31 protein-coding genes are annotated in these 22,807 nt (G+C 67.3%); 19 read left to right on the plus strand and 12 right to left on the minus strand.

Features of this window, described 5'->3' with window-relative positions:
• The 3 genes from EL493_RS07845 to EL493_RS07855 all read right to left on the minus strand — a co-directional run bounded on the left by EL493_RS07845 (position 1) and on the right by EL493_RS07855 (position 3,703).
• Positions 1–978 (minus strand): ABC transporter substrate-binding protein, encoded by a 978-nt coding sequence (locus EL493_RS07845; protein WP_022565764.1) that lies wholly within the window; start codon positions 976–978, stop codon positions 1–3.
• A gap of 106 nt (positions 979–1,084) precedes the next feature.
• On the minus strand, positions 1,085–3,121 hold the full coding sequence (locus tag EL493_RS07850) for a M13 family metallopeptidase (protein WP_022565763.1): 2,037 nt from the start codon (positions 3,119–3,121) through the stop codon (positions 1,085–1,087).
• 135 nt (positions 3,122–3,256) lie between these two features.
• Positions 3,257–3,703: a hypothetical protein gene (locus EL493_RS07855; RefSeq protein ID WP_019045059.1), complete on the minus strand. Its 447-nt coding sequence runs from the start codon at positions 3,701–3,703 to the stop codon at positions 3,257–3,259.
• Positions 3,704–4,007: 304 nt separating this feature from the next.
• On the opposite strand from EL493_RS07855, the gene rplN reads away from it, so the two are divergent.
• The 4 genes from rplN to EL493_RS07875 are packed head-to-tail and all read left to right on the plus strand — an operon-like array spanning position 4,008 to position 5,451.
• Complete coding sequence (gene rplN, locus EL493_RS07860; RefSeq protein ID WP_019045060.1) at positions 4,008–4,376, plus strand: 50S ribosomal protein L14; 369 nt, start codon at positions 4,008–4,010, stop codon at positions 4,374–4,376.
• Between the two features lie 2 nt (positions 4,377–4,378).
• Positions 4,379–4,696: a 50S ribosomal protein L24 gene (gene rplX, locus EL493_RS07865; RefSeq protein WP_019045061.1), complete on the plus strand. Its 318-nt coding sequence runs from the start codon at positions 4,379–4,381 to the stop codon at positions 4,694–4,696.
• A 1-nt stretch (position 4,697) separates the two neighbouring features.
• Positions 4,698–5,261: a 50S ribosomal protein L5 gene (gene rplE / locus EL493_RS07870; RefSeq protein ID WP_019045062.1), complete on the plus strand. Its 564-nt coding sequence runs from the start codon at positions 4,698–4,700 to the stop codon at positions 5,259–5,261.
• Positions 5,262–5,265: 4 nt separating this feature from the next.
• Positions 5,266–5,451: a type Z 30S ribosomal protein S14 gene (locus EL493_RS07875; protein ID WP_014981705.1), complete on the plus strand. Its 186-nt coding sequence runs from the start codon at positions 5,266–5,268 to the stop codon at positions 5,449–5,451.
• Between the two features lie 98 nt (positions 5,452–5,549).
• On the opposite strand, the gene EL493_RS07880 is transcribed toward EL493_RS07875, so the two are convergent.
• On the minus strand, positions 5,550–5,987 hold the full coding sequence (locus EL493_RS07880; RefSeq protein WP_019045063.1) for a DUF7832 domain-containing protein: 438 nt from the start codon (positions 5,985–5,987) through the stop codon (positions 5,550–5,552).
• Positions 5,988–6,129: 142 nt separating this feature from the next.
• On the opposite strand from EL493_RS07880, the gene EL493_RS32225 reads away from it, so the two are divergent.
• Together EL493_RS32225 and EL493_RS07890 are read left to right on the plus strand one after the other, a co-directional pair.
• Positions 6,130–6,378, plus strand: coding sequence for a hypothetical protein (locus tag EL493_RS32225; protein ID WP_019045064.1), 249 nt, complete (start codon positions 6,130–6,132; stop codon positions 6,376–6,378).
• A gap of 66 nt (positions 6,379–6,444) precedes the next feature.
• Positions 6,445–6,660: a hypothetical protein gene (locus EL493_RS07890; protein ID WP_022565761.1), complete on the plus strand. Its 216-nt coding sequence runs from the start codon at positions 6,445–6,447 to the stop codon at positions 6,658–6,660.
• A 4-nt stretch (positions 6,661–6,664) separates the two neighbouring features.
• Here EL493_RS07890 and EL493_RS07895 read toward each other — a convergent pair whose 3' ends face one another.
• Positions 6,665–8,245 (minus strand): alpha/beta fold hydrolase, encoded by a 1,581-nt coding sequence (locus EL493_RS07895; protein WP_022565760.1) that lies wholly within the window; start codon positions 8,243–8,245, stop codon positions 6,665–6,667.
• A gap of 132 nt (positions 8,246–8,377) precedes the next feature.
• Positions 8,378–8,737, minus strand: coding sequence for a hypothetical protein (locus tag EL493_RS32230; protein WP_162178103.1), 360 nt, complete (start codon positions 8,735–8,737; stop codon positions 8,378–8,380).
• Here EL493_RS32230 and EL493_RS07900 point away from each other — a divergent pair.
• The 10 genes from EL493_RS07900 to map all read left to right on the plus strand — a co-directional run bounded on the left by EL493_RS07900 (position 8,655) and on the right by map (position 15,032).
• Complete coding sequence (locus tag EL493_RS07900; RefSeq protein WP_232017303.1) at positions 8,655–9,296, plus strand: DUF1275 family protein; 642 nt, start codon at positions 8,655–8,657, stop codon at positions 9,294–9,296. The two genes, EL493_RS32230 and EL493_RS07900, sit on opposite strands and share 83 nt — an antisense overlap.
• Before the next feature lie 240 nt (positions 9,297–9,536).
• Positions 9,537–9,935 (plus strand): 30S ribosomal protein S8, encoded by a 399-nt coding sequence (gene rpsH / locus EL493_RS07905; RefSeq protein WP_014981717.1) that lies wholly within the window; start codon positions 9,537–9,539, stop codon positions 9,933–9,935.
• A gap of 15 nt (positions 9,936–9,950) precedes the next feature.
• Entirely contained in the window at positions 9,951–10,490 is a 540-nt protein-coding gene (rplF, locus tag EL493_RS07910; protein WP_019045067.1) for a 50S ribosomal protein L6, read from the plus strand.
• 2 nt (positions 10,491–10,492) lie between these two features.
• Entirely contained in the window at positions 10,493–10,900 is a 408-nt protein-coding gene (rplR, locus tag EL493_RS07915; protein WP_030200461.1) for a 50S ribosomal protein L18, read from the plus strand.
• Between the two features lie 31 nt (positions 10,901–10,931).
• Positions 10,932–11,579 carry a 30S ribosomal protein S5 gene (gene rpsE, locus EL493_RS07920; RefSeq protein ID WP_019045069.1) on the plus strand — a complete coding sequence of 216 codons (648 nt, stop codon included), beginning with the start codon at positions 10,932–10,934 and terminating at the stop codon, positions 11,577–11,579.
• Between the two features lie 2 nt (positions 11,580–11,581).
• Positions 11,582–11,761, plus strand: coding sequence for a 50S ribosomal protein L30 (gene rpmD, locus EL493_RS07925; RefSeq protein WP_019045070.1), 180 nt, complete (start codon positions 11,582–11,584; stop codon positions 11,759–11,761).
• 1 nt (position 11,762) lies between these two features.
• Positions 11,763–12,206, plus strand: coding sequence for a 50S ribosomal protein L15 (gene rplO, locus EL493_RS07930; RefSeq protein ID WP_019045071.1), 444 nt, complete (start codon positions 11,763–11,765; stop codon positions 12,204–12,206).
• A 164-nt stretch (positions 12,207–12,370) separates the two neighbouring features.
• Positions 12,371–13,693: a preprotein translocase subunit SecY gene (gene secY, locus EL493_RS07935; protein WP_022565759.1), complete on the plus strand. Its 1,323-nt coding sequence runs from the start codon at positions 12,371–12,373 to the stop codon at positions 13,691–13,693.
• A complete protein-coding gene (locus tag EL493_RS07940) occupies positions 13,690–14,235 on the plus strand; it encodes an adenylate kinase (protein WP_019045073.1) in 546 nt (181 codons plus the stop codon). The genes secY and EL493_RS07940 overlap by 4 nt, the downstream gene beginning before the upstream one ends.
• Entirely contained in the window at positions 14,235–15,032 is a 798-nt protein-coding gene (map, locus tag EL493_RS07945; RefSeq protein ID WP_019045074.1) for a type I methionyl aminopeptidase, read from the plus strand. Before EL493_RS07940 ends, map begins: the two co-directional genes overlap by 1 nt.
• Positions 15,033–15,082: 50 nt before the next feature.
• Here the strand turns inward: map and dtd are convergent, their stop codons facing one another.
• Positions 15,083–15,526 (minus strand): D-aminoacyl-tRNA deacylase, encoded by a 444-nt coding sequence (dtd, locus tag EL493_RS07950; RefSeq protein ID WP_030200452.1) that lies wholly within the window; start codon positions 15,524–15,526, stop codon positions 15,083–15,085.
• 166 nt (positions 15,527–15,692) lie between these two features.
• A complete protein-coding gene (locus tag EL493_RS07955; RefSeq protein ID WP_126405615.1) occupies positions 15,693–17,192 on the minus strand; it encodes a hypothetical protein in 1,500 nt (499 codons plus the stop codon).
• A gap of 254 nt (positions 17,193–17,446) precedes the next feature.
• Between EL493_RS07955 and EL493_RS07960 the strand changes: the two genes are divergently transcribed.
• The 3 genes from EL493_RS07960 to EL493_RS07970 all read left to right on the plus strand — a co-directional run bounded on the left by EL493_RS07960 (position 17,447) and on the right by EL493_RS07970 (position 20,666).
• A complete protein-coding gene (locus EL493_RS07960) occupies positions 17,447–19,447 on the plus strand; it encodes a hypothetical protein (RefSeq protein ID WP_019045077.1) in 2,001 nt (666 codons plus the stop codon).
• Positions 19,444–20,235, plus strand: a complete 792-nt coding sequence (locus EL493_RS07965; RefSeq protein WP_019045078.1) for an ESX secretion-associated protein EspG — start codon at positions 19,444–19,446, stop codon at positions 20,233–20,235. The genes EL493_RS07960 and EL493_RS07965 overlap by 4 nt, the downstream gene beginning before the upstream one ends.
• A gap of 113 nt (positions 20,236–20,348) precedes the next feature.
• A complete protein-coding gene (locus tag EL493_RS07970; protein WP_019045079.1) occupies positions 20,349–20,666 on the plus strand; it encodes a hypothetical protein in 318 nt (105 codons plus the stop codon).
• Between the two features lie 19 nt (positions 20,667–20,685).
• Here EL493_RS07970 and EL493_RS07975 read toward each other — a convergent pair whose 3' ends face one another.
• The 4 genes from EL493_RS07975 to EL493_RS07990 form a co-directional block, all read right to left on the minus strand.
• Positions 20,686–21,090, minus strand: coding sequence for a DUF6301 family protein (locus tag EL493_RS07975; protein ID WP_126405617.1), 405 nt, complete (start codon positions 21,088–21,090; stop codon positions 20,686–20,688).
• 116 nt (positions 21,091–21,206) lie between these two features.
• Complete coding sequence (locus EL493_RS07980) at positions 21,207–21,659, minus strand: TY-Chap domain-containing protein (protein WP_019045081.1); 453 nt, start codon at positions 21,657–21,659, stop codon at positions 21,207–21,209.
• On the minus strand, positions 21,656–22,153 hold the full coding sequence (locus EL493_RS07985; protein ID WP_019045082.1) for a DUF6301 family protein: 498 nt from the start codon (positions 22,151–22,153) through the stop codon (positions 21,656–21,658). Before EL493_RS07985 ends, EL493_RS07980 begins: the two co-directional genes overlap by 4 nt.
• Positions 22,154–22,193: 40 nt before the next feature.
• On the minus strand, positions 22,194–22,577 hold the full coding sequence (locus EL493_RS07990; RefSeq protein WP_019045083.1) for a hypothetical protein: 384 nt from the start codon (positions 22,575–22,577) through the stop codon (positions 22,194–22,196).
• Positions 22,578–22,807: the final 230 nt, after the last annotated feature.

Below are 22,807 nucleotides of genomic sequence, written 5' to 3' on the forward strand. Positions count from 1 at the left end.
CTATTTCGCCGCGGCGGCGAAAGCCGGCCCCAGCTTGTCGAGGATGTAGGGCACCGACAGCGCGCTGGGCTGGTTGATCGCGCTGATCTCCTGCGTGGTCAGGAAGACGACCGAACCCTTCTTGACCGACGGCAGCTCGTTGTAGCCGGGCAGCTGGCGGTACTTCTCGTCCAGGCCGGGGGAGTAGCCGGCCAGCAGCAGGTCGGCGGACAGCTCGTCGACCCGTTCCGGCGACAGCGCCAGGCGGCCCTGGTTGGCGGGCTGCGCGGTCAGGTTGGCGGGAATGCCCATGCCGAGCTGGGTGAACACCTTGGCCGAGCCGTCGTTGGGGTCGGTCAGCACCATCAGCTGCGCGGGGCTGGCCAGCCAGGTACTGGCGAAGGTCTTGCCCTTCAGGCCCGGGTTGGCGGTGGCGATGGCGGCGACCTTGTCGTCGACCTTCTTGATCACCGCGGCCGCGTCGGATTCCTTGCGCAGCACCTTGCCCAGCGCGGTGACCTGCTCCTGCCACGGGGTGACCGCGTCCTTGGTCAGCGCGGGCAGCGTCGGCGCGACCTTGGACAGGTCGTCGTAGGTCTTCTGGTCGGCGATGAACGGGTCGACCAGGATGAGGTCGGGTTCGAGGGCGGCGACCTGCTCGGCGATATTGCCGGTGGTGTTGAGCGCCTTGCCCGACTTCAGGCTCTCCGGCTCCCACGGCGGGGTGGTCTTGGAGACCGCGGCGACATTGTCGATGTAGCCGACGGGCACGACACCCAGCGCCAGCGAGGAGTCCAGCCACTGGTTGCCCAGGGCGACGACCTTCTCCGGCGTGCCGGTGACGGTGGTCTCGCCGCGCGCGTGAGTGATGGTCACCGGCTCGCCCGAGCCCGTCGCGTCGTCGCTGGAACCGCAGGCGGTGACGCCGAAGGCGAGCGCACCGGCGAACACGGCCACCGCCGCGCGCCGCCAACCGCGCGTAGTCCGAACAGACGTCATCGTCGCATCCTCCTTCACCGAGGAAAGGTCCTCGATCGGCTCGTCGAGCCGGTTCAACGTAGGTCAGCCTAGGCTAACCTACGCTCGGTGCGGAGGGGAACAGTCCCTACAGGGTGACCCGCTGATCCTGCGCCATGAACAGCTTGTCGCCCTCGACCACGCCGAAGGTCGAGTAGAACTCGGCGATATTGCGGACCACCTGATTGCAGCGGAACTCGTTGGGGGAGTGCGTGTCCTGCAGACCTTGCAGGGTCGCTTCCTCGGTCTGTTTGTCGCGCCACTGCCGCGCCCAGGAGAAGAACATCGACTGGAAGTCGGCCTGCGCGCCGGTGCGCTCGGCGAGCTTCCGATAGGCCGCCAGCGCGATCTGCAGCCCGCGCAGGTCGGCCAGGTTCTCGCCGACCGTCAGTGCGCCGTTGACGTGCTGACCCTCCGGCGCGCCCTCGGGCACCAGCACGTCGTACTGCGCGATGAGCTGCTGGGTCTTGGCGTCGAAGGCGGCGCGATCCTCGGGGGTCCACCAGTCGCGGCGGTTGCCGTCACCGTCGTACTTGGAGCCCTGGTCGTCGAAGCCGTGACCGATCTCGTGACCGATCGTGGAGCCGACCGCGCCGTAGTTCACCGCGTCCACGGCGTCCTTGTCGAAGAACGGCGGCTGCAGGTAGGCGGCGGGGAAGACGATCTGGTTGGTGGTCGGGCTGTAGTAGGCGTTCACCGTCTGCGGCGACATGCTCCACTCCGACTTGTCCACCTCGGTGCCGAGCCGGGCGAAGGCGCGCTTGGACTCGAAAGCGTTGATGGCGATGAGGGATTCGATCAACTTGCCACGGGTGACCTGTACCGAGGAGTAGTCGACCCACTTGTCCGGGTAGCCGATCTGGGCGACGATCTTGTCCAGCTTGGCGATCGAGGCCTCGCGGGTGGGCTGCGACATCCAGGTCGAGTTGGTGAAGTTGTCGTGGTAGGCGGCGCGCAGGTCGTCGACCATCTCCATCGCGCGTTCCTTGGCCGCGGGCGGGAAGTGCTTGTCCACGTACAGCTTGCCCAGCGGTTCGCCGAGATTGTCGTCGACCACGCCCACCGCCGAGCGCCACATCTCCGGCTTCTCCTCCAGGCCGCTGAGCACCCGGCCGACGAAGTCGAAGCGCGCGTCGGCGATGGCCTTGGGCAGGAAGCGGGCGTAGGTGTTGGCGATGTGCAGCTTGAGGTAGTCGCGCCACTGGGCGATGTCGACCTCGCTCCACAGCTGCGCGGCCGCGGTGACGAACGAGGGCTGACCCACGACCATCTTGTCGAACAGCGATTTGGGCCGGTCGGTCATGCCCGCCAGCCACGGGTCCCAGTCGAACTGCGGGCCGAGCGCGGTGAGTTCCTGCCAGCTCATCAGGTTGTAGGTGGCGTCGGTGTTGCGCAGGCGCACGCTGTCCCAGTGGTTCGCGGCGATGCGCTTCTCCAAGTCGACGGTGCGCTGCGCGACTCCGGCCGGGTCTGCCATGCCGAGGCCCTTGGCCAGCTGTTCGAGGTAGGTCTGGTAGCCGGCCAGCTGCGCGGCGAACTCGGGCTTGCGGTAGTACTGCTCGCCCAGGGTGAGCCCGGCCTGGCTGACGCTGGGGATATAGGCCTTGGAGTTCTTGCGGTCGATCCCGATGCCCATGCCGATCAGGCCGGAGATGGGCGCCTCGGCCATGATCCTGGCCAGCGCGGGCTTGTCCGCCGCCTTGTCCAGCGCGGCGAACAGGCCGTCGAGCGGCGTGATGCCGAGGCGCTCGATCTCGTCGAGGTCGAGGCGCGCGTCGTAGAGGTCTTTGATCTGCTGGGCTTCGGTGCCCGGCTTCGGGTTCTCGATGCCCTCGATGATGGCGCGCAGCTGCGCGAGGGTGCGGTCGTTGGCGTCGGTGATCGCGCCGACCGAGGCCTTGTCCGGCGGCAGCTGGTAGTCGCGCAGCCAGGCGCCGTTGACGTGGCGGTACAGATCGTCCTGCGGGCGGATCGCCGGGTCGCCACCGCTCATGTCGACGCCGGTGAGCTGCACTTCGGGGGAGTCGGAGGTGCACGAGGCCAGCGCCGCCGCCACCGGCACCAGGCCCATGGCGATCAGGAATGCGCGCCGATCCACGACCGACGGACGACCGGACGATGTCACTAGGTTCCTTCCCCGATGCGGCAGCCGCACCCCTGCTCGTTGCGATCCAGCCCGCCCAGGCTACCGGCGGGCGGGCCGATGGGTGGGGTAGCCGCGAGCCCGGCCCGTTTCCGGGCCGGGTCGGGCCAGGGGCGGTTAGTCCGAGGAGATGCCCGAGCTGCCGGTGGCCAGGTCGCACGCCAGCCCGCTGCCCGCGTTCAGGATCTTGGCGACGGTAGGCACCCGCTTGGTGACCAGTGGCGCGCCGGTGGCGTGCAGCAGCAACGAGAGCTGCACCTCCACCTCGGTCTCGACGTGGTAGAAGGCGGTGGCCTTGGCCACGGTGACGCCGCCGACGGTCACCTCCAGGTCCACGGTGTCGCTGGCGAAGAACTTGCCGTTGGCGACGAAGTCCACCTGGGCGCCGACATAGTCGTCGAGGCCGACGACATCGATCTTGGACGTGCAGCCGACGGTGAGGGTGTCGGTGAGCATGTCGATGATCGGGCCCGCGGTGGCGTGCGGCGCGGCCAGGGTGAGCACGGCGGCGAAGGCGCTCGCGGTGGTCGCGATGCGGCGGGCGGTCGGCAGGGTGATGTTCATGTGCGACTCCTCATCAGCTCGTACCTCGACGAGCAGGGCGACCGTAGCAACGGCGTGAGCGCGCTCACAGGAGTTTGAAACATATCTGCTTCAAAATTGCCGGGCGGCACCCCCGATTTGGGTCGACCTGGGGATTCACCTACACTAGACCGGTTGCCTGCGGGAGCTCTGCGCCCGCAATCCGGCAGTGAACCCCCAGTGGTAGGTATTTCCGCTGGCAGGCGCGCGTCCGGAGGGTGACTGACCATGTGCGTCGGGTCGGCAATCCGGCGTACGTATACATCCAGGTCCAGGAGGTGCTGAAGTGATTCAGCAGGAGTCGCGACTGCGCGTCGCCGACAACACCGGGGCGAAGGAAATCCTTTGCATCCGCGTGCTCGGTGGCTCGTCGCGTCGCTATGCCGGTATCGGTGACATCATCGTCGCCACCGTCAAGGACGCCATCCCCGGCGCGAACGTCAAGAAGGGCGACGTCGTCAAGGCTGTCGTCGTGCGCACCGTCAAGGAGCGCCGCCGTCCGGACGGTTCCTACATCAAGTTCGACGAGAACGCTGCCGTGCTGATCAAGGCCGACAACGATCCTCGCGGCACCCGCATCTTCGGCCCGGTCGGCCGTGAGCTGCGCGACAAGCGCTTCATGAAGATCGTTTCGCTGGCCCCGGAGGTGCTCTGACCATGAAGGTGCACAAGGGTGACACCGTCCTCGTCATCTCGGGCAAGGACAAGGGCGCCAAGGGCAAGGTCATCCAGGCCTACCCGGCGACCGGCAAGGTTCTCGTCGAGGGCGTGAACCGGATCAAGAAGCACGTCGCGGACTCCGCGAACCAGCGCGGCGCCTCCTCGGGTGGCATCGTGACCCAGGAAGCCCCCATCCAGGTTTCCAACGTGATGGTCGTCGACTCCGACGGTAACCCGACTCGCGTCGGCTACCGCACCGACGAAGAGACCGGCAAGCGGGTTCGGATCTCCCGTAAGAACGGGAAGGACATCTGACATGACCACCTCCGAGCAGACTCAGCCCCGGCTGAAGGCGCGCTACCGCGCCGAGATCAAGGACGCGCTGAACAGCGAGTTCGAGTACGCCAACGTGATGCAGATCCCGGGCGTCGTCAAGGTCGTCGTGAACATGGGTGTCGGTGACGCCGCCCGCGACGCGAAGCTGATCAACGGTGCCATCAAGGACCTCGAGCTGATCACCGGCCAGAAGCCGGAGGTCCGCAAGGCCACCAAGTCGATCGCGCAGTTCAAGCTCCGTGAGGGCATGCCGATCGGCGCCAAGGTCACCCTCCGTGGCGACCGCATGTGGGAGTTCCTGGACCGCCTGGTCTCCATCGCGCTGCCGCGTATCCGCGACTTCCGCGGCCTGTCGCCGAAGCAGTTCGACGGCAACGGCAACTACACGTTCGGCCTGAGCGAGCAGTCGATGTTCCACGAGATCGACGTGGACTCCATCGACCGCCCGCGCGGTATGGACATCACCGTGGTGACCACTGCGACCAACAACGAAGAAGGCCGTGCGCTGCTCAAGCACCTCGGCTTCCCGTTCAAGGAGAACTGAGCACATGGCCAAGAAAGCACTGGTCAACAAGGCCAACGCCAAGCCGAAGTTCGCGGTCCGCGCCTACACCCGCTGCCAGCGTTGCGGCCGCCCCCACGCGGTGTACCGCAAGTTCGGCCTGTGCCGCGTGTGCCTGCGCGAGATGGCCCACCGTGGCGAGCTCCCGGGCGTGCACAAGAGCTCCTGGTGACCCCGCGCTCCTCGTGAGCGCAGCCACCTAGGCGAATATCGAACGAAGGCACGGACTTCCGCGAGGCAGTCCGTGCCTTCGCGCGTTTCCGGCGCAGATCAACCGCCCTGGAGCTGCCATTCCGCCCACGCCTCGTCCAGCAATGCCGCGACGGCGTCGTAGGTCTCCCAGGTGTCGGGGACGTGATAGGTGGTCTCATGCCGCGCGACCTCGGGGACGCAGTCGTAGGCGCGCAAGTACGGCCGGTAGGCGGCCGCTGCGAAGGCCTGGCCGCGGGCGTTGAGGTCGCCCACGTTCAGTTCTCCGCAGCAGTGGTCGAGCAGATAGCGGCCCGGGGTCTTCGAGCGCTCGCGCAATGCCGCCAGTTCCGGCCGCGGCCGGGGTTCCGGTTCGCCCCAGACGGGCACGGTCGGCGAATGCAGGTCGTTGGCGACGGCCCACGCGTAGAACATCCCGATGTGGGTCGCCCCGGCCGCGCTGTCCAAGCCCAGCTCCGAGGTCGTGTCCGAGTGCCAGCCGCAGTCGTCGTAGGTCATTGATGGCCCCCTGGTGTCGATGAATCCTCAGGATGGCAGTCCGCACCGACAATTCGGCCGTGGCCGCGCGCGGTTTCCGGAAGATGGGTGAAATATTCGAATTTCACTCCTTTTGGCAGGCTGTTTCGTGTTCCCTTGGCGCATGAAGAAGATCGCTACGGCCGCTGTTCTGTCCTGTGCGCTGCTCGCGGCACCCGCCGTCGCCTCCGCCGCCCCGTCCACCCCCGCCCCCGTCGCCGAATCCGGCTCCGCGGGCGCCGGTTCCGGCTCCGGCGGCGGCTCGGGTTCCTCGGAGACGGACCTGATCTGCTCCCCCCTCGCCCAACTCGCCTTCGCCACCGGCAGCGTCGAAAAACCGCCCCTCTACGACCTCCTCTGCCTGATCGCCTGACGGCGAAATCTGTGCCCCGGCAAGTCGGGGCGTGCGGATCGGGTATTCGGGCGGCACGGTGGAGCGATGAAGAAGATCGTTGTGTTGTCCGCTCTTGCTCTGTCCGTTTTCGCTCCGGCTGTCGCCGCTACTACCGCGCAGGCTCAGGCGCCGGTGGCGGCGGGGGCCGGATCGTCCAGTCTGGATGTGCTGTGCAGTCCGGTCGGTGGGTTGCTCGTGGCGGCGGGGAGTGCGGAGAACCCGTATGGGCCGCTGCTCGTCGCGGTGTGTGTCAACCGCTAGCTGGTCAGCGGAAGGGGGAGTGGTCGATGCCGCAGCGGAGGCCGGCCGGGGGTAGTTGTCCGGTGAAGAGGTAGTCGCGTTTGACGTGTTCGGCGCAGGTACTCGGCACGTACATCGTGCTGTGGCCTGCGCCCTCCACGACGACGACGTGGGCGTCGGCCAGTTGGGCCGCGCCGGCCAGGGCGCCGCGCAGGGGAGTGGCCGGGTCGAATCTGCTGTTCAGGACCAGGATCGGGGCGGCGGTGCCGCGGTTCCACGGTCCGGTGTAGCGCTCGGCGTCGTGGGCGGGCCAGAAGGCGCAGGGGGTGGCGTTGAAGACGGCGGTACGGCCGAAATAGGGGACGCGCAGCTCTTCGGCGGCGCCGGCCCGGCTGTAGGCGGCGGGATCGGTGGGCACGGCGCTGTCGGCGCACTGGATCGAATAGAACGCCTCGACCCGGTTGCCCGGCTGCTCCTTCGCGAACACCGAGTCGTGGGTCACGGCAGGCAGCAGCGCGGTGCCGGCGTCGAAGAGCTGCTGGAGCAGCAGGGCCAGGTCGGGATAGGTTTCCGGCCGGGCGAGGCTGCCCGCGGCGGCCACGATCTGGCCGTAGGTCCACGCGGTGCCGTCGACGACGATGGGGGCCAGGCGCGCGCGTTCGGCGAGCGCGATCCACTTGAGTTTCGGCTCGCCCGCCGAGAACGCGCACCGCGGGCCCGCGGCCGAGCAGTCCCGCAGGAACGCGTCGAAGGTCTCGGCGACGGCGTCGGCCACACCCTGCCTGGTGTCCAGCGGCAGGGTTGTCCCGTCGGCGCCGTGCCCGTCGGCGTTGCCCTCGAAGTCGAGCGACCCGTCCAGCGCCATCGCCCGCACGCGGCCCGGGAACATGTTGGCGTAGACCGCGCCGACCTGGGTGCCGTAGGAGATGCCGTGATAGGTCAGCGACGTGTCGCCGACCGCGCGGCGCAGCAATTCCAGGTCGCGTGCGGTGTTCGTGGTCGAGGCGTGGGCGAGGATCGGGCCCGCCGACTCCCCGCAGCGCGCCGCGATATCGGCGGAGCGGGCGAAGAACTCCGGCTCCTCGGCGGGGCTCTCCGGGGTGCCGGGGAAGGTCGCCAGGTAGGCCTGCTGCTCGTCGGTGGAGGCGAAACAGTTGGTCGGGGCGCTACGGGAGACCGAGCGCGGATCCCAGGAGACCAGGTCGAACCGTGCGCGCAGTTCGTCGGAGAACAGCCACGGCCAGTGCGCCCGCTCGCGGAGCCGGTCCACGCCCGAGGGGCCGGGTCCACCGAAGTTGACGAACAGGGTGCCGATCCGCCGGGCCGGATCGGTGGCGGGCAGCTGGATCACGGCCAGGTCGATCTGCGCGGCGTGTGGTTCGCGGTAGTCCAGCGGTACCCGCGCGAGGGCGCAGCGGAAGCCGTCCTCGCAGTCGGTCCAGTCCAGGGCCGGGGTGGCGGCGGCTTCGGCCAGCGGGTCGAGGTACGGGTCGGCGGGCGCGGCGGCGGCCGGGGCGGGGACGGCGAGGGCGGCGGTGGCGAGCACGGCGGCCAGCAGGCAGGCCCAGCCCGGGCGAGTCGACTGGCGCCCCTGGCGCGAAAACAACGGGCCGATCCTCCTGCGCAGATCCGACGAACCACGCGAAGCTACCACATGCTTAGTGCGGGAAATTAGTTGGCGGCGAACGGGATTCGCCGGGCCACCCGGCAAGGGTGGTGTCGGAGCCCACTCTCCCCGCTATTTAGTTCGAATTGTTCCGGTTAACGTGGTATTACGCGCGATGAATAATTCTGTGTTCTTCCCAAGAATGTGTTCTGCGTCCTGTCCGGATGAATTATCCGGCACTACTGTCGGCATGGTCGCACCGCGATACAGGTACTGATGGGTGTCAATGTCGATCCCTTGTCCGACGAAATGCAGAGGGTGTGGGATTGTGACGACGATCACCGAAGAAGCTGGGCGTGACCTGGCCCACCGGCCGACCTTTCGCGGCATCCCGGCCGGCGCCATGCCGATGGTCGCGTTTCTTTCGGCATTGGCCGGATTTATCGGCGCGGCCGCGTATACCCATTCCGCCGGATATTTCGTGACATTCATGACCGGAAATACCGAGCGGGCCGTCCTCGGCTGGTTCGACAATGATGTGCTGCTCGCGACCGGCGCCATCACGCTGCTGATCTCGTTCGGGCTCGGGGTGATCGTGGCCTCGCTGCTACGGCGCAGGCTGTGGCGCGACAGCAGGCACGGCGCCGCCGTCGTCACCACCGTGGCGCTGGCGGTGGCCGCGGTCGTCGACTACGCCCTGGACCGCACCGGCGGTCAGGAGGTGGGCTTCATCCCCATCGCGTTCGTCGCCTTCGCCGTCGGCGCGCTCAACACCGCGTTCGTGAAGAACGGGGAGACCAGCGTCCCGCTGAGCTACGCCACCGGCACCGTCGTGAAGCTGAGTCAGGGCATCGAAAGCCACGTCAGCGGCGGCAGCGCGCGGGATTGGCTGGGCTACGGCCTGCAGTACGCGGCCTTCGGTGGCGGCGCGCTGCTCGGTGGCGTGGTCAGCTTGCTGGTCGGTGGTGAGCTGATGATCATCATGGCCGCCGCGGTCTCCGCCGCCGCCGTCCTGCTCACCGCCAAGGCCAAGCGCGCCGCCCTCGCCTGACCCGGATTTGGTCCTGACCACGGCGTTGCCTACACTAGAGCGGTTGCCTGGGCAGATCTGTGTCCGCTGGCGCCTCGCGTAGGCGGACGAGTTGCCGGGCACCGAGAGCTCGTTACGAGAACTCATCCGGTCGGTAAGTGCCGTCCGGACCAGCCGAATTGTTGTAGGCCCACGGTCTCCGCGCGTGAGTGCGGAGATGCTGCATGGGAACCGCAGCGAGAAAGGTGTCGAGGTCTAACCATGACCATGACTGATCCGATCGCAGACTTCTTGACGCGTCTGCGCAACGCCAACTCGGCGTACCACGATCAGGTGAAGGCGCCCCACTCCAAGCTCAAGGCGAACATCGCCGAGATCTTGAAGCGTGAGGGCTACATCGCCGATTACCGCACCGAAGACGCGACCGTGGGCAAGTCCCTCGTCGTCGATCTGAAGTACGGCCCCAGCCGTGAGCGCAGCCTGCAGGGCCTGCGTCGCGTCTCGAAGCCGGGTCTGCGTGTGTACGCGAAGTCCACCAACCTGCCCAAGGTCCTCGGCGGCCTCGGCGTGGCGATCATTTCCACGTCGACCGGTCTGCTCACCGACCGTCAGGCGGCCAAGCAGGGCGTGGGCGGCGAAGTCCTCGCCTACGTCTGGTAAGGGAGGTCAGGACAAATGTCGCGTATTGGTAAGAAGCCCATCGAGATTCCGGCCGGCGTCGACGTCACCATCGACGGCCAGGTCGTCACGGTGAAGGGGCCCAAGGGCACCCTGTCGCACACCGTGGCCGAGCCGATCACCGTCACCAAGGGTGAGGGTAACGAGCTGGAGGTGGCCCGTCCCAACGACGAGCGCGCCAACCGTTCGCTGCACGGCCTGTCCCGCACCCTGATCGCCAACATGATCGAGGGTGTCACCAAGGGCTACGAGAAGAAGATGGAAATCTTCGGTGTCGGTTACCGTGTGGCCGCCAAGGGCTCGAACCTCGAGTTCGCCCTGGGCTACAGCCACCCGGTGCCGATCGAGGCCCCGGAGGGCATCACCTTCGCGGTGGAATCGCCCACCAAGTTCTCTGTGTCCGGCATCGACAAGCAGAAGGTCGGCCAGATCTCCGCTGTCATCCACGGACTGCGTAAGCCCGACCCGTACAAGGGCAAGGGCATCCGCTACGCCGGCGAGGTCGTTCGCCGCAAGGTCGGAAAGACGGGTAAGTGATCATGGCGCAAACTGCTAACCAGAAGGCCAAGCGGATTCCGCTGGGCAAGGACGTCTCGACCAAGCGTCGGCTGTCCAAGACCCGCCGTCACTTCCGTCTGCGCAAGAAGGTCGTCGGCACCACCGAGCGTCCGCGCCTGGTGGTCAACCGCTCCTCGCGGCACCTGCACGCTCAGCTCGTCGACGACTCGGTGGGCAAGACCATCGCCGCCGCGTCCTCGATCGAGGCCGACGTGCGCGCGCTGGAGGGCGACAAGTCCGCCAAGGGCGCCAAGGTCGGTCAGCTGATCGCCGAGCGTGCCAAGGCTGCCGGTATCGAGTCGGTCGTGTTCGACCGTGGTGGTCACGACTACCACGGCCGCATCGCGGCGCTGGCCGATGCCGCTCGTGAAGGCGGGTTGAAGTTCTGATGACTGTTATTTCGAACGGAAGGAACGTCTGATGCCGGGACGTCAGCGGCGTGACGGCGGCAACGGACCCGCCGGACAGAACAGCAATGGCCCCGAGGGCAACCGTGGCGACCGCCGCGGTGGCGATCGTCGCGGTGGCGGCGACCGTCGGGACAACGCTGCCGAGAAGAACCAGCTCGAGCGCGTGGTCGCGATCAACCGCGTCTCCAAGGTCGTGAAGGGTGGTCGTCGCTTCAGCTTCACCGCCCTCGTGATCGTCGGTGACGGCAACGGTCTGGTCGGCGTCGGCTACGGCAAGGCCAAGGAAGTTCCCGCGGCCATCCAGAAGGGTGTCGAGGAGGCTCGCAAGGGCTTCTTCCGCGTCCCGATGATCGGCTCGACCATCACCCACCCGGTGCAGGGTGAGGCGGCGGCCGGTGTCGTCATGCTGCGTCCGGCTTCGCCCGGTACCGGTGTGATCGCCGGTGGCGCGGCGCGTGCCGTGCTCGAATGCGCGGGCATTCACGACATTCTGGCCAAGTCGCTCGGTAGCGACAATGCGATCAACGTCGTTCACGCGACGGTTGCCGCGCTCAAGATGCTCCAGCGTCCCGAAGAGGTTGCCGCCCGCCGCGGTCTGCCGATCGAGGATGTCGCTCCGGCGGGCATGCTGCGTGCGCGTGCGGGACAGGGAGCCTGACCATGGCTGATCTCAAGGTGACCCAGATCAAGAGCACCATCGGCGCCAAGGCGAATCAGAAGGACTCCCTGCGTACGCTGGGCCTTCGCAAGATCCGTCAGAGTGTTGTCCGTGAGGACAACGCTCAGAACCGCGGTCTGATCAACGTCGTGCGCCACCTCGTAACTGTTGAGGAGGTCTGACATGACCATCAAATTGCACCACCTGCGTCCTGCGCCGGGTTCCAAGACCGAGAAGACCCGTGTGGGTCGCGGTGAGGGCTCCAAGGGCAAGACCGCCGGTCGCGGTACCAAGGGCACCAAGGCCCGCAAGAACGTCTCCCCGGCGTTCGAGGGTGGCCAGATGCCGCTGCACATGCGCCTGCCGAAGCTGAAGGGCTTCACCAACCGCTTCCGCGTGGAGTACCAGGTTGTGAACGTGGGCCGCATCGCGGAGCTGTTCCCCGAGGGTGGCACGGTCGGTAAGGCCGAGCTCGTCGCCGCCGGCGCCGTTCGCAAGAACGAGCTGGTCAAGGTCCTCGGCGATGGTGAAATCGGTGTCGCGGTCCAGGTGACCGCCGACAAGGTGACCGGCTCCGCCAAGGAGAAGATCGCCGCCGCCGGTGGCACCGTCACCGAACTGGCCTGACGGTACTGTAATTAGCAGCAGACACCGGACGAGTCGTGAGCTCGTCCGGTGTCACTGTTAGAGTTCAAGTGTTGTCTGCCAAGCTCGTCATCGGCTGACGTTCCCGCACGAAGCAGTGTTGGTCCAGTCGCATGGCATGACCATGTCGTTCGCCAGGAGGATCTGTGCTTTCCGCCTTCGTATCGGCCTTCCGGACTCCGGACTTACGGCGGAAGATTCTCTTCACGCTGGGGTTGATCGCGCTGTACCGGCTGGGTGCCGCGCTGCCGTCCCCCGGCGTCGACTATCGCGCGGTCCAGGACTGCGTGAAGCTGGTCTCCGGCGGTGATTCCGCGGGTATCTACCAGCTGATCAATCTCTTCTCCGGCGGTGCGCTGCTGCAGCTGTCGGTGTTCGCGATCGGCATCATGCCGTACATCACCGCGAGCATCATCATCCAGCTGCTGACCGTCGTCATCCCGCGCTTCGAGGAGCTGCGTAAGGAAGGCCAAGCAGGCCAGACCAAGATGACGCAGTACACCCGGTATCTGTCGATCGCCCTGGCGATCCTGCAGGCCACCGGTCTCGTGGCGCTGGCGGCCCGCGGCCAGCTGTTGCAGGGCTGCCAGGAGGAGATCCTGGCCGATACCAGCATCTTCGGCATGATCATCATCGTGCTGGTGATGACCGCCGGTGCCGCACTGGTCATGTGGTTCGGCGAGCAGATCACCGAGCGTGGCGTCGGCAACGGCATGTCGCTGCTCATCTTCGCCGGTATCGCCGCCCGCATCCCGATCGACGGCAAGTCGATCCTGGACACCCGCGGTGGCCTCGTCTTCGGTCTCGTCTGTGTCGCCGTGCTGGCGATCATCGTGGCCGTCATCTTCGTCGAGCAGGGTCAGCGCCGGATCCCGGTGCAGTACGCCAAGCGCGTCGTCGGTCGCAAGATGTACGGCGGGTCGTCGACCTATCTGCCGTTGAAGGTCAACCAGGCCGGCGTCATCCCGGTGATCTTCGCGTCCTCGCTGCTCTACCTGCCGAACCTGGTCTCGCAGCTCACCGGTTCGAGCACGGCGACCGACCCCAGCTGGTGGCAGGAGATCATCCAGAAGTACCTGGTGAATCCGTCCAACCCGGTCTACATCGCCATCTACTTCGGCCTGATCGTCTTCTTCACCTACTTCTACGTCGCGATCACCTTCAACCCGGAGGAACGCGCGGACGAGATGAAGAAGTTCGGCGGCTTCATCCCGGGCTACCGTCCCGGCAAGCCGACCGCCGACTATCTCAACTACGTCCTGAGCCGCATCACCCTGCCTGGCTCGATCTACCTCGGCGTGGTCGCCGTGCTCCCGAACGTGTTCCTGGACATGGGTAACTCGGGTGCGGTGGCGAACCTGCCGTTCGGCGGTACCGCGGTGCTCATCATGGTCAGCGTGGGTCTCGACACGGTCAAGCAGATCGAGAGCCAGCTGATGAATCGAAATTACGAAGGGTTCCTCAAGTGAGAGTTGTTCTGCTCGGTCCGCCGGGTGCCGGCAAAGGTACTCAGGCCGTCCTGCTGTCGGAGAAGCTGGGCGTTCCGCACATCTCCACCGGAGACCTCTTCCGCGCGAACATCAGCCAGCAGACCGCCCTCGGGCGCGAAGCGCAGAAGTACATGGACGCGGGCGACCTCGTCCCCAGCGACGTCACCAACCGGATGGTCGAGGCCCGCGTAGCCGAGCCGGACGCCGCCAACGGCTTCGTGCTCGACGGCTACCCGCGCACGGTCGACCAGGCCGACGCGCTGAAGAAGATCCTCGAGCACAACGGCACCGCGCTCGACGCCGTGCTGTGCTTCGTGGTCGCCGAGGACACCGTGGTGGAGCGCATGCTCGCCCGTGGCCGCGCCGACGACACCGAGGACGTCATCCGCAACCGCCTACGGGTGTACCGCGAGGAGACCGAGCCGCTGCTCGAGTACTACGACGGCCTGGTCGTGACCGTCGACGGCATCGGTGAGGTCGACGAGGTCAACACGCGGGCGCTGAAGGCTCTCGGCCACTGATGGTCTTCAACCGGAAGAAGAAGGTCGTACCGTTCCGTTCGCCCGGCGAGCTGGATGCCATGGCGGCGGCGGGCGCGGTGGTCGGACGGGCGCTGGTCGCCGTCCGCGCCGCGGCCAAGCCCGGTGTCTCGACGCTGGAACTGGACGAGGTCGCCGAGCAGACGATCCGCGACGCGGGCGCGGTCCCGTCGTTCAAGGGTTATCACGGCTTCCCCGGTTCGATCTGCTCTTCGGTCAACGACCGGGTCGTGCACGGCATCCCTTCGGCGCAGGACATCCTGGCCGAGGGCGATCTCGTGTCGATCGACTGTGGCGCCATTCTCGACGGCTGGCACGGTGATTCGGCCTGGACCTTCGGTATCGGCCCGATCATCGAGGCCGACCGGTTGCTGAGCGAGGCCACCAGGCTGTCGATGGAGGCCGGCATCGCCGCGATGCTGCCGGACAACCGGCTCACCGACGTCTCGCACGCCATCGAGCTGGGCACCCGCGCCGCCGAGCGCGAGCACGGCCGTGCCTACGGCATCGTCGACGGCTACGGCGGGCACGCCATCGGCCGCGAGATGCACATGGACCCGTTCCTGCCGAACGAGGGCGCGCCCGGCAAGGGTCCGCGCCTGGTGGTCGGATCGGTCCTGGCGATCGAGCCGATGCTCACCCTGGGCACCACCGAGACCAAGACCCTGGACGACGACTGGACCGTCGTCACCACCGACGGCAGCCGTGCGGCCCACTGGGAGCACAGCGTCGCCGTCACCGAGGACGGGCCGCGCATCCTCACGCTCCGTCCGGAGTAACGCACTGTCGCGAAGGCGCCGAGATCATCGATCTCGGCGCCTTCGTCGTGTCAGCCTTCGAGCAGGACCGTGACGGGACCGTCGTTGGTGAGCTGCACCGACATGTGCGCGCCGAAATGTCCGGTCGCCACGGTGGCGCCGAGTTCGCGCAGGGTGTCGGCGAAGGTGTCGACGAGCGGTTCGGCGAGCGGGCCGGGCGCCGCGGCGTTCCAGGACGGCCGACGCCCCTTCGCGGTGTTGGCGTAGAGGGTGAACTGGCTGACGACCAGGATCGGCGCGTTCAGGTCGGCGGCCGAGCGTTCGTCGTCGAGAATGCGCAGGCGCCAGGTCTTGTCGGCGAGTTGCCTGGCGGTGGCCTCGGTGTCGGTGTGGGTCGCGCCGACGAGGGCGAGCAGGCCGTGCGGTGCGCCGGTGTCGCCCGGCTCGATCCGGCCGACGACCTCGCCGTCCACACTCACCTGGGCACTGGTCACCCGCTGCAGCAGTACTCGCACAGCATCCGATCATGCCGGACCGCCGGGAATCCGGCGCACGCGGTGGGACATTCTGTCCTACCGCGCGGGCTAGGCAGGACGGCGTGCTGCGAGATAGCTTGGTCGCGCGCCCGACACGTGCCCGGACGCCGCTGCCTGGCGGGAGGGCAGCGGTGCCCGGTTCGTGTCAGGGTTTGCCGAAGAACAGGATGTCGGGCCCGTATTCGGTGAGCGGTCGCTGCTCGGCGGCCTGGCGGATGCCGCTGCCGGGCAGTTCGGTCACCTTGGCGAACATCGGGGCGTTGCCGAAGGCGGCGCGGACCTGTGTCTCGGAGGCGTAGTCGGCGCCGTAGTCGGCCAGGGTCGCGAAATCCAGTGGGGCCAGCGGCGTATCGAGCGGCGCCTGGCCCGCGGGCCTGCCGAGCGCGGCGTACTGGGTCGCGACGCCGCTGTCGTAGAGGCACAGCTCGTAGGAGATGTTCTCGATGGTGGCGACGGTGAGCACCGGCCACTTCTCCGAGAGCCGCACGGCCAGTGGATGTTTGCCGAGCGCGCCGATCTCCCAGTTGAGCGACTTTACCGAAATCCAGCTGCCCGAGGATTTCTCGACCAGTACTACGTCAGCGTCGAGTTCGGTGGCCGGGTTGATCTTGGGTTCCTTGACGCCCCAGTGCTTTTCGTGCACCCCGGCGAACCGCCCGGCGTCCACCGGCTCGACCCCGTCGCGCGCGAAGGCCGCCACGATGGCCGCGCGCACCTGCTCGAGCGCGTCCGGCGCCGAGCAGCGCACCGCGAGGGCGCCGTAGGTCGCCGAGATCTCCACCGGCCGCGACGGCGGCTCCGGCATCGCGCCCGCGGCGAGCGGCTTGAGGCCGACCAGCGCGAGTCGCCAGTTGATCTCGTCGATGGTGGCGAGGTCGCCGCCCGATTGATAGAGGATCTGCTGCTGGGTCAGCCTGCCCGCCCGCTCCAGCGTCGGCGCGCCCAGCTTCACCAGGGCCTGGGTGGTCTTCAGCGTGAGATCGAGTTCCTCGACCCGGGTTTCGCGCAGCCGCGCGGTGCTCGCCGTGGAGGTGACCTCGGAGTACACCGCGCGGTAGGTCGCGATGGCCTGCTTGCGCGAGCGGCCCACCATCATGGTGCGCAGCAACGTGCTCAGGCTGGCCAGGTACTTGCCCGGCTGCTCGGAGGTGCGCGCGTACATGGCGGCGCGGATCCGGACCGCGTCCTCGGTGGCCGCCACCGCGGCGTCGTGATCGAGCCGCATCAGCCAGACGCCGCACTTGGACAGTCCGTCGGCGCACATCGGCTGCACGTCCGGATAGTCCTGCGCGACCTGCCGATAGGCGCGGCACGCACTGCGGATGGTGTTGGTGGCCAGCTGCCGGTGCCCGACCAGTCGCGTGGCCTGTTCGAACAGCCGCAGCGAATCCTGCAGCGCCCCCGCGTACTCGTAGCTGACATAGCCGCCGACCAGCCAGTGCAGCCGGATCGCCACGGCTTCCTGCGCCGGTTCCAGCGACTCGGCGGTCCGGTCGCGGCCCGCCGGATCGTCGCGGGTGGCGAGCAGGCCCTGGGCCAGCTCGGTGAGCGAGCCGGCCAGCTTGAGGTAGTCCTCCGGACGCTGGCTCCTGGTGGCAGCGCGGTCGGCCGCTACGCGCCGTTCGAGGCCGCTCACATCGGTCATGAGCAATTCCATCGCGACGTCAATCCTGGCCTCATCCATCGTTCGAACACGACCGCTACCCGGCCGCTGGGTGTCGTTCGAGTTTGTCACAGATCGGTGGGTGGTGCCCGCTCGTCGGGCGAAGCCGGATGTTCATCCCGGAGCGAGCCGGTGTTTCCCTGTGGCTGTGCATATTTCGCATTGCTTACTAGAATGCATGCGATCGAGCCGACTGCGCGAAGGTCGTCGGTGGGGTGCTGCGAGGAGCGGTTGGCGTGGGCGATTCTCCCTACGAGGGGTTGGCCGGCAAGGCCAAGGTCAAGGTGGAGACGGGCGCCGCGCTCGAAGCCGCCAAGGCGTGTAGTACGGCGATCGAGGTGTTCAAGGGCTGTCAGAACCTGATCCGCGACCACGATCTCAACAACTACGACGAATCGAAGCTCGGCGGCAGCCAGGTCGACGCGGGTCCGCCGCTGCGCAGCAAGTTCATCGCCGAGGCCACGCAGGCCAAGGATCTCATCGGGCGCTACATCGATTCGCTCGAAGACCTGGTCATCATGTTCAAGGCGGCGGGCGAGTCCTACACCGAGACCGACAAGGGCTCCGGCGACAACATCGCCGCGCTCAAGGGCCAGCTCAAGGACGTGAAGTCCGCGCCCGGCGCCAAGGATCTGAAGGGCGAGGTCACCGAGGCCGGTGGCTACAAGCCCGCGCACTGGGAAGTCGATGTCAAGATCCGGCAGGGCACCGGCATGGAAATCAAGATGGAGAAGCACAACTACGACATCGAGACCGCGAACGTGCCCAAGCACGCGGGTACCGCGACCGCGGAGGCGGTGGGGGTGCGGATTCCGGTGCGGGCGGCGGAGAACATGTCCTGGCGTGACATGTACGACCTCGGTCAGCGCATCTCCTGGCAGGAAGTGGCCAACGACGCCCCGATCTGGGAGGCGATGGCCCACGCGGTGCACGGCGCCGCCTACGACCTGGACCAGAAGCTGGCCGCGATCACCGCCGACCGGTGGCAGAGTCAGGGTGGCGACACCGCGCGGGCGGCGATCGCCACTTTCGGTCAGTCGGCGATGGTGGCCAGCGACTCCTTCAAGATGATGCAGTCGAACCTGGAGTACACCGCGAACTGGCTGTACGCGACCAAGGTGTGCATGCCGATCGAAACCGAAGACAAGTGTGACGACGATCTGCAGGAGAATCGCGATCGGTACGAGCGTCACTATGTCAACGGGGTGATGAATACCGAGAAATTGTTCCCGGCGGCGGCTGAACCGTCGGCGCCGAAGGGGCCTGTGACCACGCCGAACAATAACAACAATAACAACAACAATAGCAACAATAACAACAACAACAACGGCGGTGGCAACAACAACGCCGGTAACAATGGCGGCGGCAGCAACAATTCCGGTGGCGGGAGCAACAATTCCGGCGGCGGTTCCCAGCAGACGGCCGCCAGTCAAGCTGCCCAGCAGGCGGCTCTGCAGGCCGCCCAGCAGGCGCAGTCCGCGCTGCAGCAGAACGGGACCAAGGGTTCGCAGAACACTGCGGGCCAGAACGGGTCGACGGGTCAGAACGGTTCGACCGGCTCGGTCGCCGGGTCGACCGGTTCCACCGGCTCGAGCAGCGGTTCGGGCTCGGGCGATATGTCCAGCATCCTGTCCTCGGTGATGTCGGCGGTCACCTCCGCCGTCAGTTCGCTGACGCAGGCGCTGCCCTCGCTGGCCACCGCGCTGCAACAGGTCTCCTCGGACATGACCGGATCGGCCACCGGGTCCGGCCTGCCCGATTTCACCCAGCTCGGCAATCTCCTCGGCCAGTTCCCGGATCTGAAGGAAATGCTCGCCCAGTCGCCCGAGCTCACCGGCCTGCTCGCGAGCAACCCGGCGCTGAGCCCACTGGCCGAGCTGCTCGGCGTCGACACCGCGTCGGCGCAGGCCACCGGTGCGGGCGTCCCCGGCGAGACGACGGAATCCGCCGCGGGCCTCACCGCGTCGCGGGCTTCGTTGCCCGACTTCTCCAACCTGCTGTCCGGTCTGGACGACATCGTCGCCCCCATCACCGGCCTGGTCGCGGAGTCGCTGGCGACCGAGGCGCCCGCCCAGCTGGGCGAGGCGGCCGTCGGCGCCGAAACCACCATCCCGGTGCTCGACGTGCCCGACCAGCCGTTCGCCCTGCCCGACCAGGAGTTCCACGCGCCGATTGAACCGCTCGACGCCGGTGATCCCGGCTCGATCACGCGCGCACGGCCGGAGGTCGGCGCGTGAGCCAGCGCTGGGAACTCACCGACATCGAATTCCGGGTGCTGTGGCAGCGTTTCGTCGGCACCGATCTGCCGCGTCCGCTGACCTTCCAGACCACGACCCGCCTGCACGAGGACTACGAGGCCGAGAAGTACCAGGTCTGGCAGCGCCTGCAGCACACCGCCGATCCGGCGCTGCGTTCGGTCTTCGACGTGCTCGAACGGCCGGAAGCGTATGTGCGCCTGCGTGGCTGGAAGGACGACGAGCGCGACAACGCCGAGTACTGGCTCAAGGCGCGGGCGGCCCGCGCCGGCGCGAACGGGTACCTGATCTATCAGCTGCCCGGTGAAACTCCCACGCACAGTGGCGGTTATGTCGTCGTCGATGTCGGTCCCTACGGTCTCGCCGACGCGATCGTCGACCTCATGCCCGCGGCGGGCGCGGGTCGCGGCGGCATCATCCCGCTGGTCACCGACACCGGGCGCGACGATCATCAGCGGCCCACGTCGATGTTCTTCGAAGAGGCCGACACCTCGATCGTCCAGCGCAGCACCGAATTCCTGAATCGGCGGGCCGAACGCACCGGCACCATCAACATCCTGCAGAACCAGTCGATGTTCGGCTCCCGCGGCATGCATCGCGACATCCTGGTCTGGCGCGACCTGGCCGACGACGGCCGCTACGTCATCGGCCTGCCGAACGAGAACCCGGTCGCCACACCGATGTCGCGGTCGGATCTCGTCGACGCGGTCAACGCCTCGATCGAACGCATGATGTCGCGGGTGGAATCCCACTGGGAGGCCAACGCCTAGCACCGGCCGTTCACAACGGCGTCACACCGGGTTCGTTCCACCGTGCGAGGCTGTTGCGTACGCGAAGGACTTGTGGTGTGCTCGGAGCCACCACTCGTGGAGGGATGAGGGCGATGACGTTCGAATACGACGCCGACAACTTCCGGACCGCGGCAGGCAAGTCGCGCAATGTCGGAACCCAGCTCACCAACATCATCAACACGCTGAACAGCTCGCTGAACTCGCGCGGAAACGTCTGGGGCAACGACAAACTCGGCCAGAGTTTCAACGACGGCCCCGGCGGCAACGACGGCTACGACTCTTCCTGGACCAACACCAGCGACAACGTCAAGACCATGGCCAAGTCCATGGGCGACTTCGCCGACGGCCAGACGGAGAGCGCCGACTACATCGACAAGATGGAACAGGGCAACCGCAACGGTTTGAAGTAGGCGAACCGGGACCCGCTGCTCACAGCAGTCCCAGTTCGTCGAGCTCGATATTGCGATCGTCGTCGGCCAGGCGCGCGTTGGTGATCAGGTACAGCCACACCGAGGCGGCGGAGTGTTTCAGTACGATCGTGGCTTTTGGGCCGGCCCAGCGGTACTGCGGGGGCGGGACGGCGTCGTCCATGGTCGGCGTACCGAGTTTTTCGGTGATCGCGGCAGTGATGCTGTCGAAAGTTGCTGAGAACTGGGCGTTCTGGTCAGGAGTGTCGAAGTCGGTGAGTTGCAGTTCGATTTCGGTTACCTGGCCGTTTTTGGCGCGGAAGGTGCCGCTGCCCGGGCCGTACCCCGTGTCGAGCATGATCCAGCGTGCACGTTGTGTGATGACGGTCCACCCGAACTGTTCGGCGATGGCGGGAGCGTCGGCCAAGGTCCAGGACCAGTCCAGGGTGCTCAGCTTGTCGGCGAGGTCGGCTACCTTGTCGATCGGGATAGTCCGAAAGGTGCGCAATCTCCGGCCTTTCGATGTGCTGTGCGCGGTCGGTGCTACTGCATCGGCTGGCGGGGTAGGCCGAGGGTCGGCAGGTCGAGGTCGGGGTGACCGGCGTGGTCTGTCCAGGCGTTGTAGGCGAGTTCGGTGGGGCTGGTGATGGTGTAGCCGTCGCGCAGGCCGGTGACGGCGAGTTCGGCGGCGCGGTGGCAGTCTTCGGCGGTGACGGGTGCGTCGAAGTCGACCCACCACAGATGGCCGTTGTCCACGTCGGGCTGGTTCCAGCCGCCGTCGGTGATCGCCTGGTATCCGGCGGGGGTGGGTCGCCGGTTCTCGTCGAGGTACCGGTCACCGATCAGCTGTGCCGACAGCACGTCTTCGTCGCGGGCGAACTGCACGAATCGGCGGATGCGAGCGGGCTCGGGTTCGAACACGATCACCCGTGCGCCGAGTGGGAGCTTCGCGAGCTCGGCTGCCAGGTGTTCGGCGAACTCGGTCCAGCCGGTCACAGCTGCCCCTGCCGGGAGAGCTCGACGCCGTCGTCGAAGAGTTCCAGCCATTCGTTCGACGCCAGGGTGAGGGTGATGGTCCGGGTCGGTGCCGCGAGGATCAGGGTCGATTCGGAGCCGGCCCAGCGCACCTGGGGGTTGTCGCCGGTGAGCTGGGCGCTCGGGGCGCCCAACGCCGCCGCCAGTCGCTCGGCCATCGTGGTGTAGGCCTGCTGGACGAGGGTGTGGGTCTCGCCGGTGTCGGGGCCGATGGTGCTGACGCTGACCTGGATCTTCTCGACGTCGCCGTCGTCGGCGAAGACCTTCCCGCTGGCCAGGCCCATGCCGGTGTCGAGCATGGCCCAGTCGTCGTCCTCCGACGTGGTGACGACCCGCCAGCCGAACTGCCGCGCGATCTCGGGTATCTCGGCGAGCTGCCAGGACCAGTCGAGTGCGCGCAGCCGACTGCCCAGCTCGGCGACCTCGTCGGGGGTCCGGGTTCGGAAGTCGGTCAACGGTTTCTCCTCGTGGCTCGCGGCAGGCAAGACGGTGCGGTCAGAAGTACGACAGGAACGCCGCGTCGAAATCGGGGTCGCGGGTGTCGAAGTTCTGGGGGGTGTAGTCGAGGGCGCGGACGTGGTCGACGAAGTCGGGCGGGAGGACGAGGGGCTGGTCGGCGAGGTACTTCAGGGAGTCCTCGCGCCAGATCCAGACACCGTCGGAGTAGAGGGAGGGGCCGCCCTCGATGTCGGCGCCGGGGGTGAACAGGTCGGGGGCCTCGCCCATGACGTCGAAGATGGCGCGGACCTTGCGCATGTAGTTCAGAACCCGCTCGCGGTCGGTCTCGACGGCGCCGGTGGGCGCGTCGTGGACCGAGGGCAGCTCGTCGTGGGTGCCCTCGTACATCTCGCGGTACATGGCCACGGGCTTCAATTCCATTGCGTGCGTCCCGTTCTCGATGTCATGGAGTTTGTGCCCGGCGGTCGCGCGCGTCGGTCCGTGCGCGCCGGTCGCGCCCGCGCCGCGGCGAGCCGCCGACCTCGATCCTTCGCGCGCTCCGGCCGGTCGTCAAGTTCGCGGCGCGGGGGCGACGGTGCGCGCGTGCCGGCCGCCTGGCGTTCATTCTGTCGTCACCGCCGATTCGCCGGTGCCTGCGACTCTGTTGCGCA

Origin of the sequence: Nocardia asteroides (assembly GCF_900637185.1) — a bacterium.
GTDB classification, from domain to species: Bacteria; Actinomycetota; Actinomycetes; order Mycobacteriales; family Mycobacteriaceae; genus Nocardia; species Nocardia asteroides.

What these genes read in the sequence shown, in the direction of transcription:
- EL493_RS07855 (WP_019045059.1), bottom strand. Translation starts at nt 3,703, where the DNA reads ATGAACATCACCCTGCCGACCGCCCGCCGCATCGCGACCACCGCGAGC.
- rplF (WP_019045067.1), top strand. Translation starts at nt 9,951, where the DNA reads ATGTCGCGTATTGGTAAGAAGCCCATCGAGATTCCGGCCGGCGTCGAC.
- EL493_RS07990 (WP_019045083.1), bottom strand. Translation starts at nt 22,577, where the DNA reads ATGGAATTGAAGCCCGTGGCCATGTACCGCGAGATGTACGAGGGCACC.
- rpsH (WP_014981717.1), top strand. Translation starts at nt 9,537, where the DNA reads ATGACCATGACTGATCCGATCGCAGACTTCTTGACGCGTCTGCGCAAC.
- EL493_RS07970 (WP_019045079.1), top strand. Translation starts at nt 20,349, where the DNA reads ATGACGTTCGAATACGACGCCGACAACTTCCGGACCGCGGCAGGCAAG.
- rpmD (WP_019045070.1), top strand. Translation starts at nt 11,582, where the DNA reads ATGGCTGATCTCAAGGTGACCCAGATCAAGAGCACCATCGGCGCCAAG.
- EL493_RS32230 (WP_162178103.1), bottom strand. Translation starts at nt 8,737, where the DNA reads ATGAATGTCACGAAATATCCGGCGGAATGGGTATACGCGGCCGCGCCG.
- EL493_RS07955 (WP_126405615.1), bottom strand. Translation starts at nt 17,192, where the DNA reads ATGACCGATGTGAGCGGCCTCGAACGGCGCGTAGCGGCCGACCGCGCT.
- map (WP_019045074.1), top strand. Translation starts at nt 14,235, where the DNA reads ATGGTCTTCAACCGGAAGAAGAAGGTCGTACCGTTCCGTTCGCCCGGC.
- EL493_RS07880 (WP_019045063.1), bottom strand. Translation starts at nt 5,987, where the DNA reads ATGACCTACGACGACTGCGGCTGGCACTCGGACACGACCTCGGAGCTG.
- rplX (WP_019045061.1), top strand. Translation starts at nt 4,379, where the DNA reads ATGAAGGTGCACAAGGGTGACACCGTCCTCGTCATCTCGGGCAAGGAC.
- rplE (WP_019045062.1), top strand. Translation starts at nt 4,698, where the DNA reads ATGACCACCTCCGAGCAGACTCAGCCCCGGCTGAAGGCGCGCTACCGC.
- rpsE (WP_019045069.1), top strand. Translation starts at nt 10,932, where the DNA reads ATGCCGGGACGTCAGCGGCGTGACGGCGGCAACGGACCCGCCGGACAG.
- EL493_RS07845 (WP_022565764.1), bottom strand. Translation starts at nt 978, where the DNA reads ATGACGTCTGTTCGGACTACGCGCGGTTGGCGGCGCGCGGCGGTGGCC.
- EL493_RS07900 (WP_232017303.1), top strand. Translation starts at nt 8,655, where the DNA reads ATGGTCGCGTTTCTTTCGGCATTGGCCGGATTTATCGGCGCGGCCGCG.
- EL493_RS32225 (WP_019045064.1), top strand. Translation starts at nt 6,130, where the DNA reads ATGAAGAAGATCGCTACGGCCGCTGTTCTGTCCTGTGCGCTGCTCGCG.
- rplR (WP_030200461.1), top strand. Translation starts at nt 10,493, where the DNA reads ATGGCGCAAACTGCTAACCAGAAGGCCAAGCGGATTCCGCTGGGCAAG.
- rplO (WP_019045071.1), top strand. Translation starts at nt 11,763, where the DNA reads ATGACCATCAAATTGCACCACCTGCGTCCTGCGCCGGGTTCCAAGACC.
- EL493_RS07890 (WP_022565761.1), top strand. Translation starts at nt 6,445, where the DNA reads ATGAAGAAGATCGTTGTGTTGTCCGCTCTTGCTCTGTCCGTTTTCGCT.
- EL493_RS07875 (WP_014981705.1), top strand. Translation starts at nt 5,266, where the DNA reads ATGGCCAAGAAAGCACTGGTCAACAAGGCCAACGCCAAGCCGAAGTTC.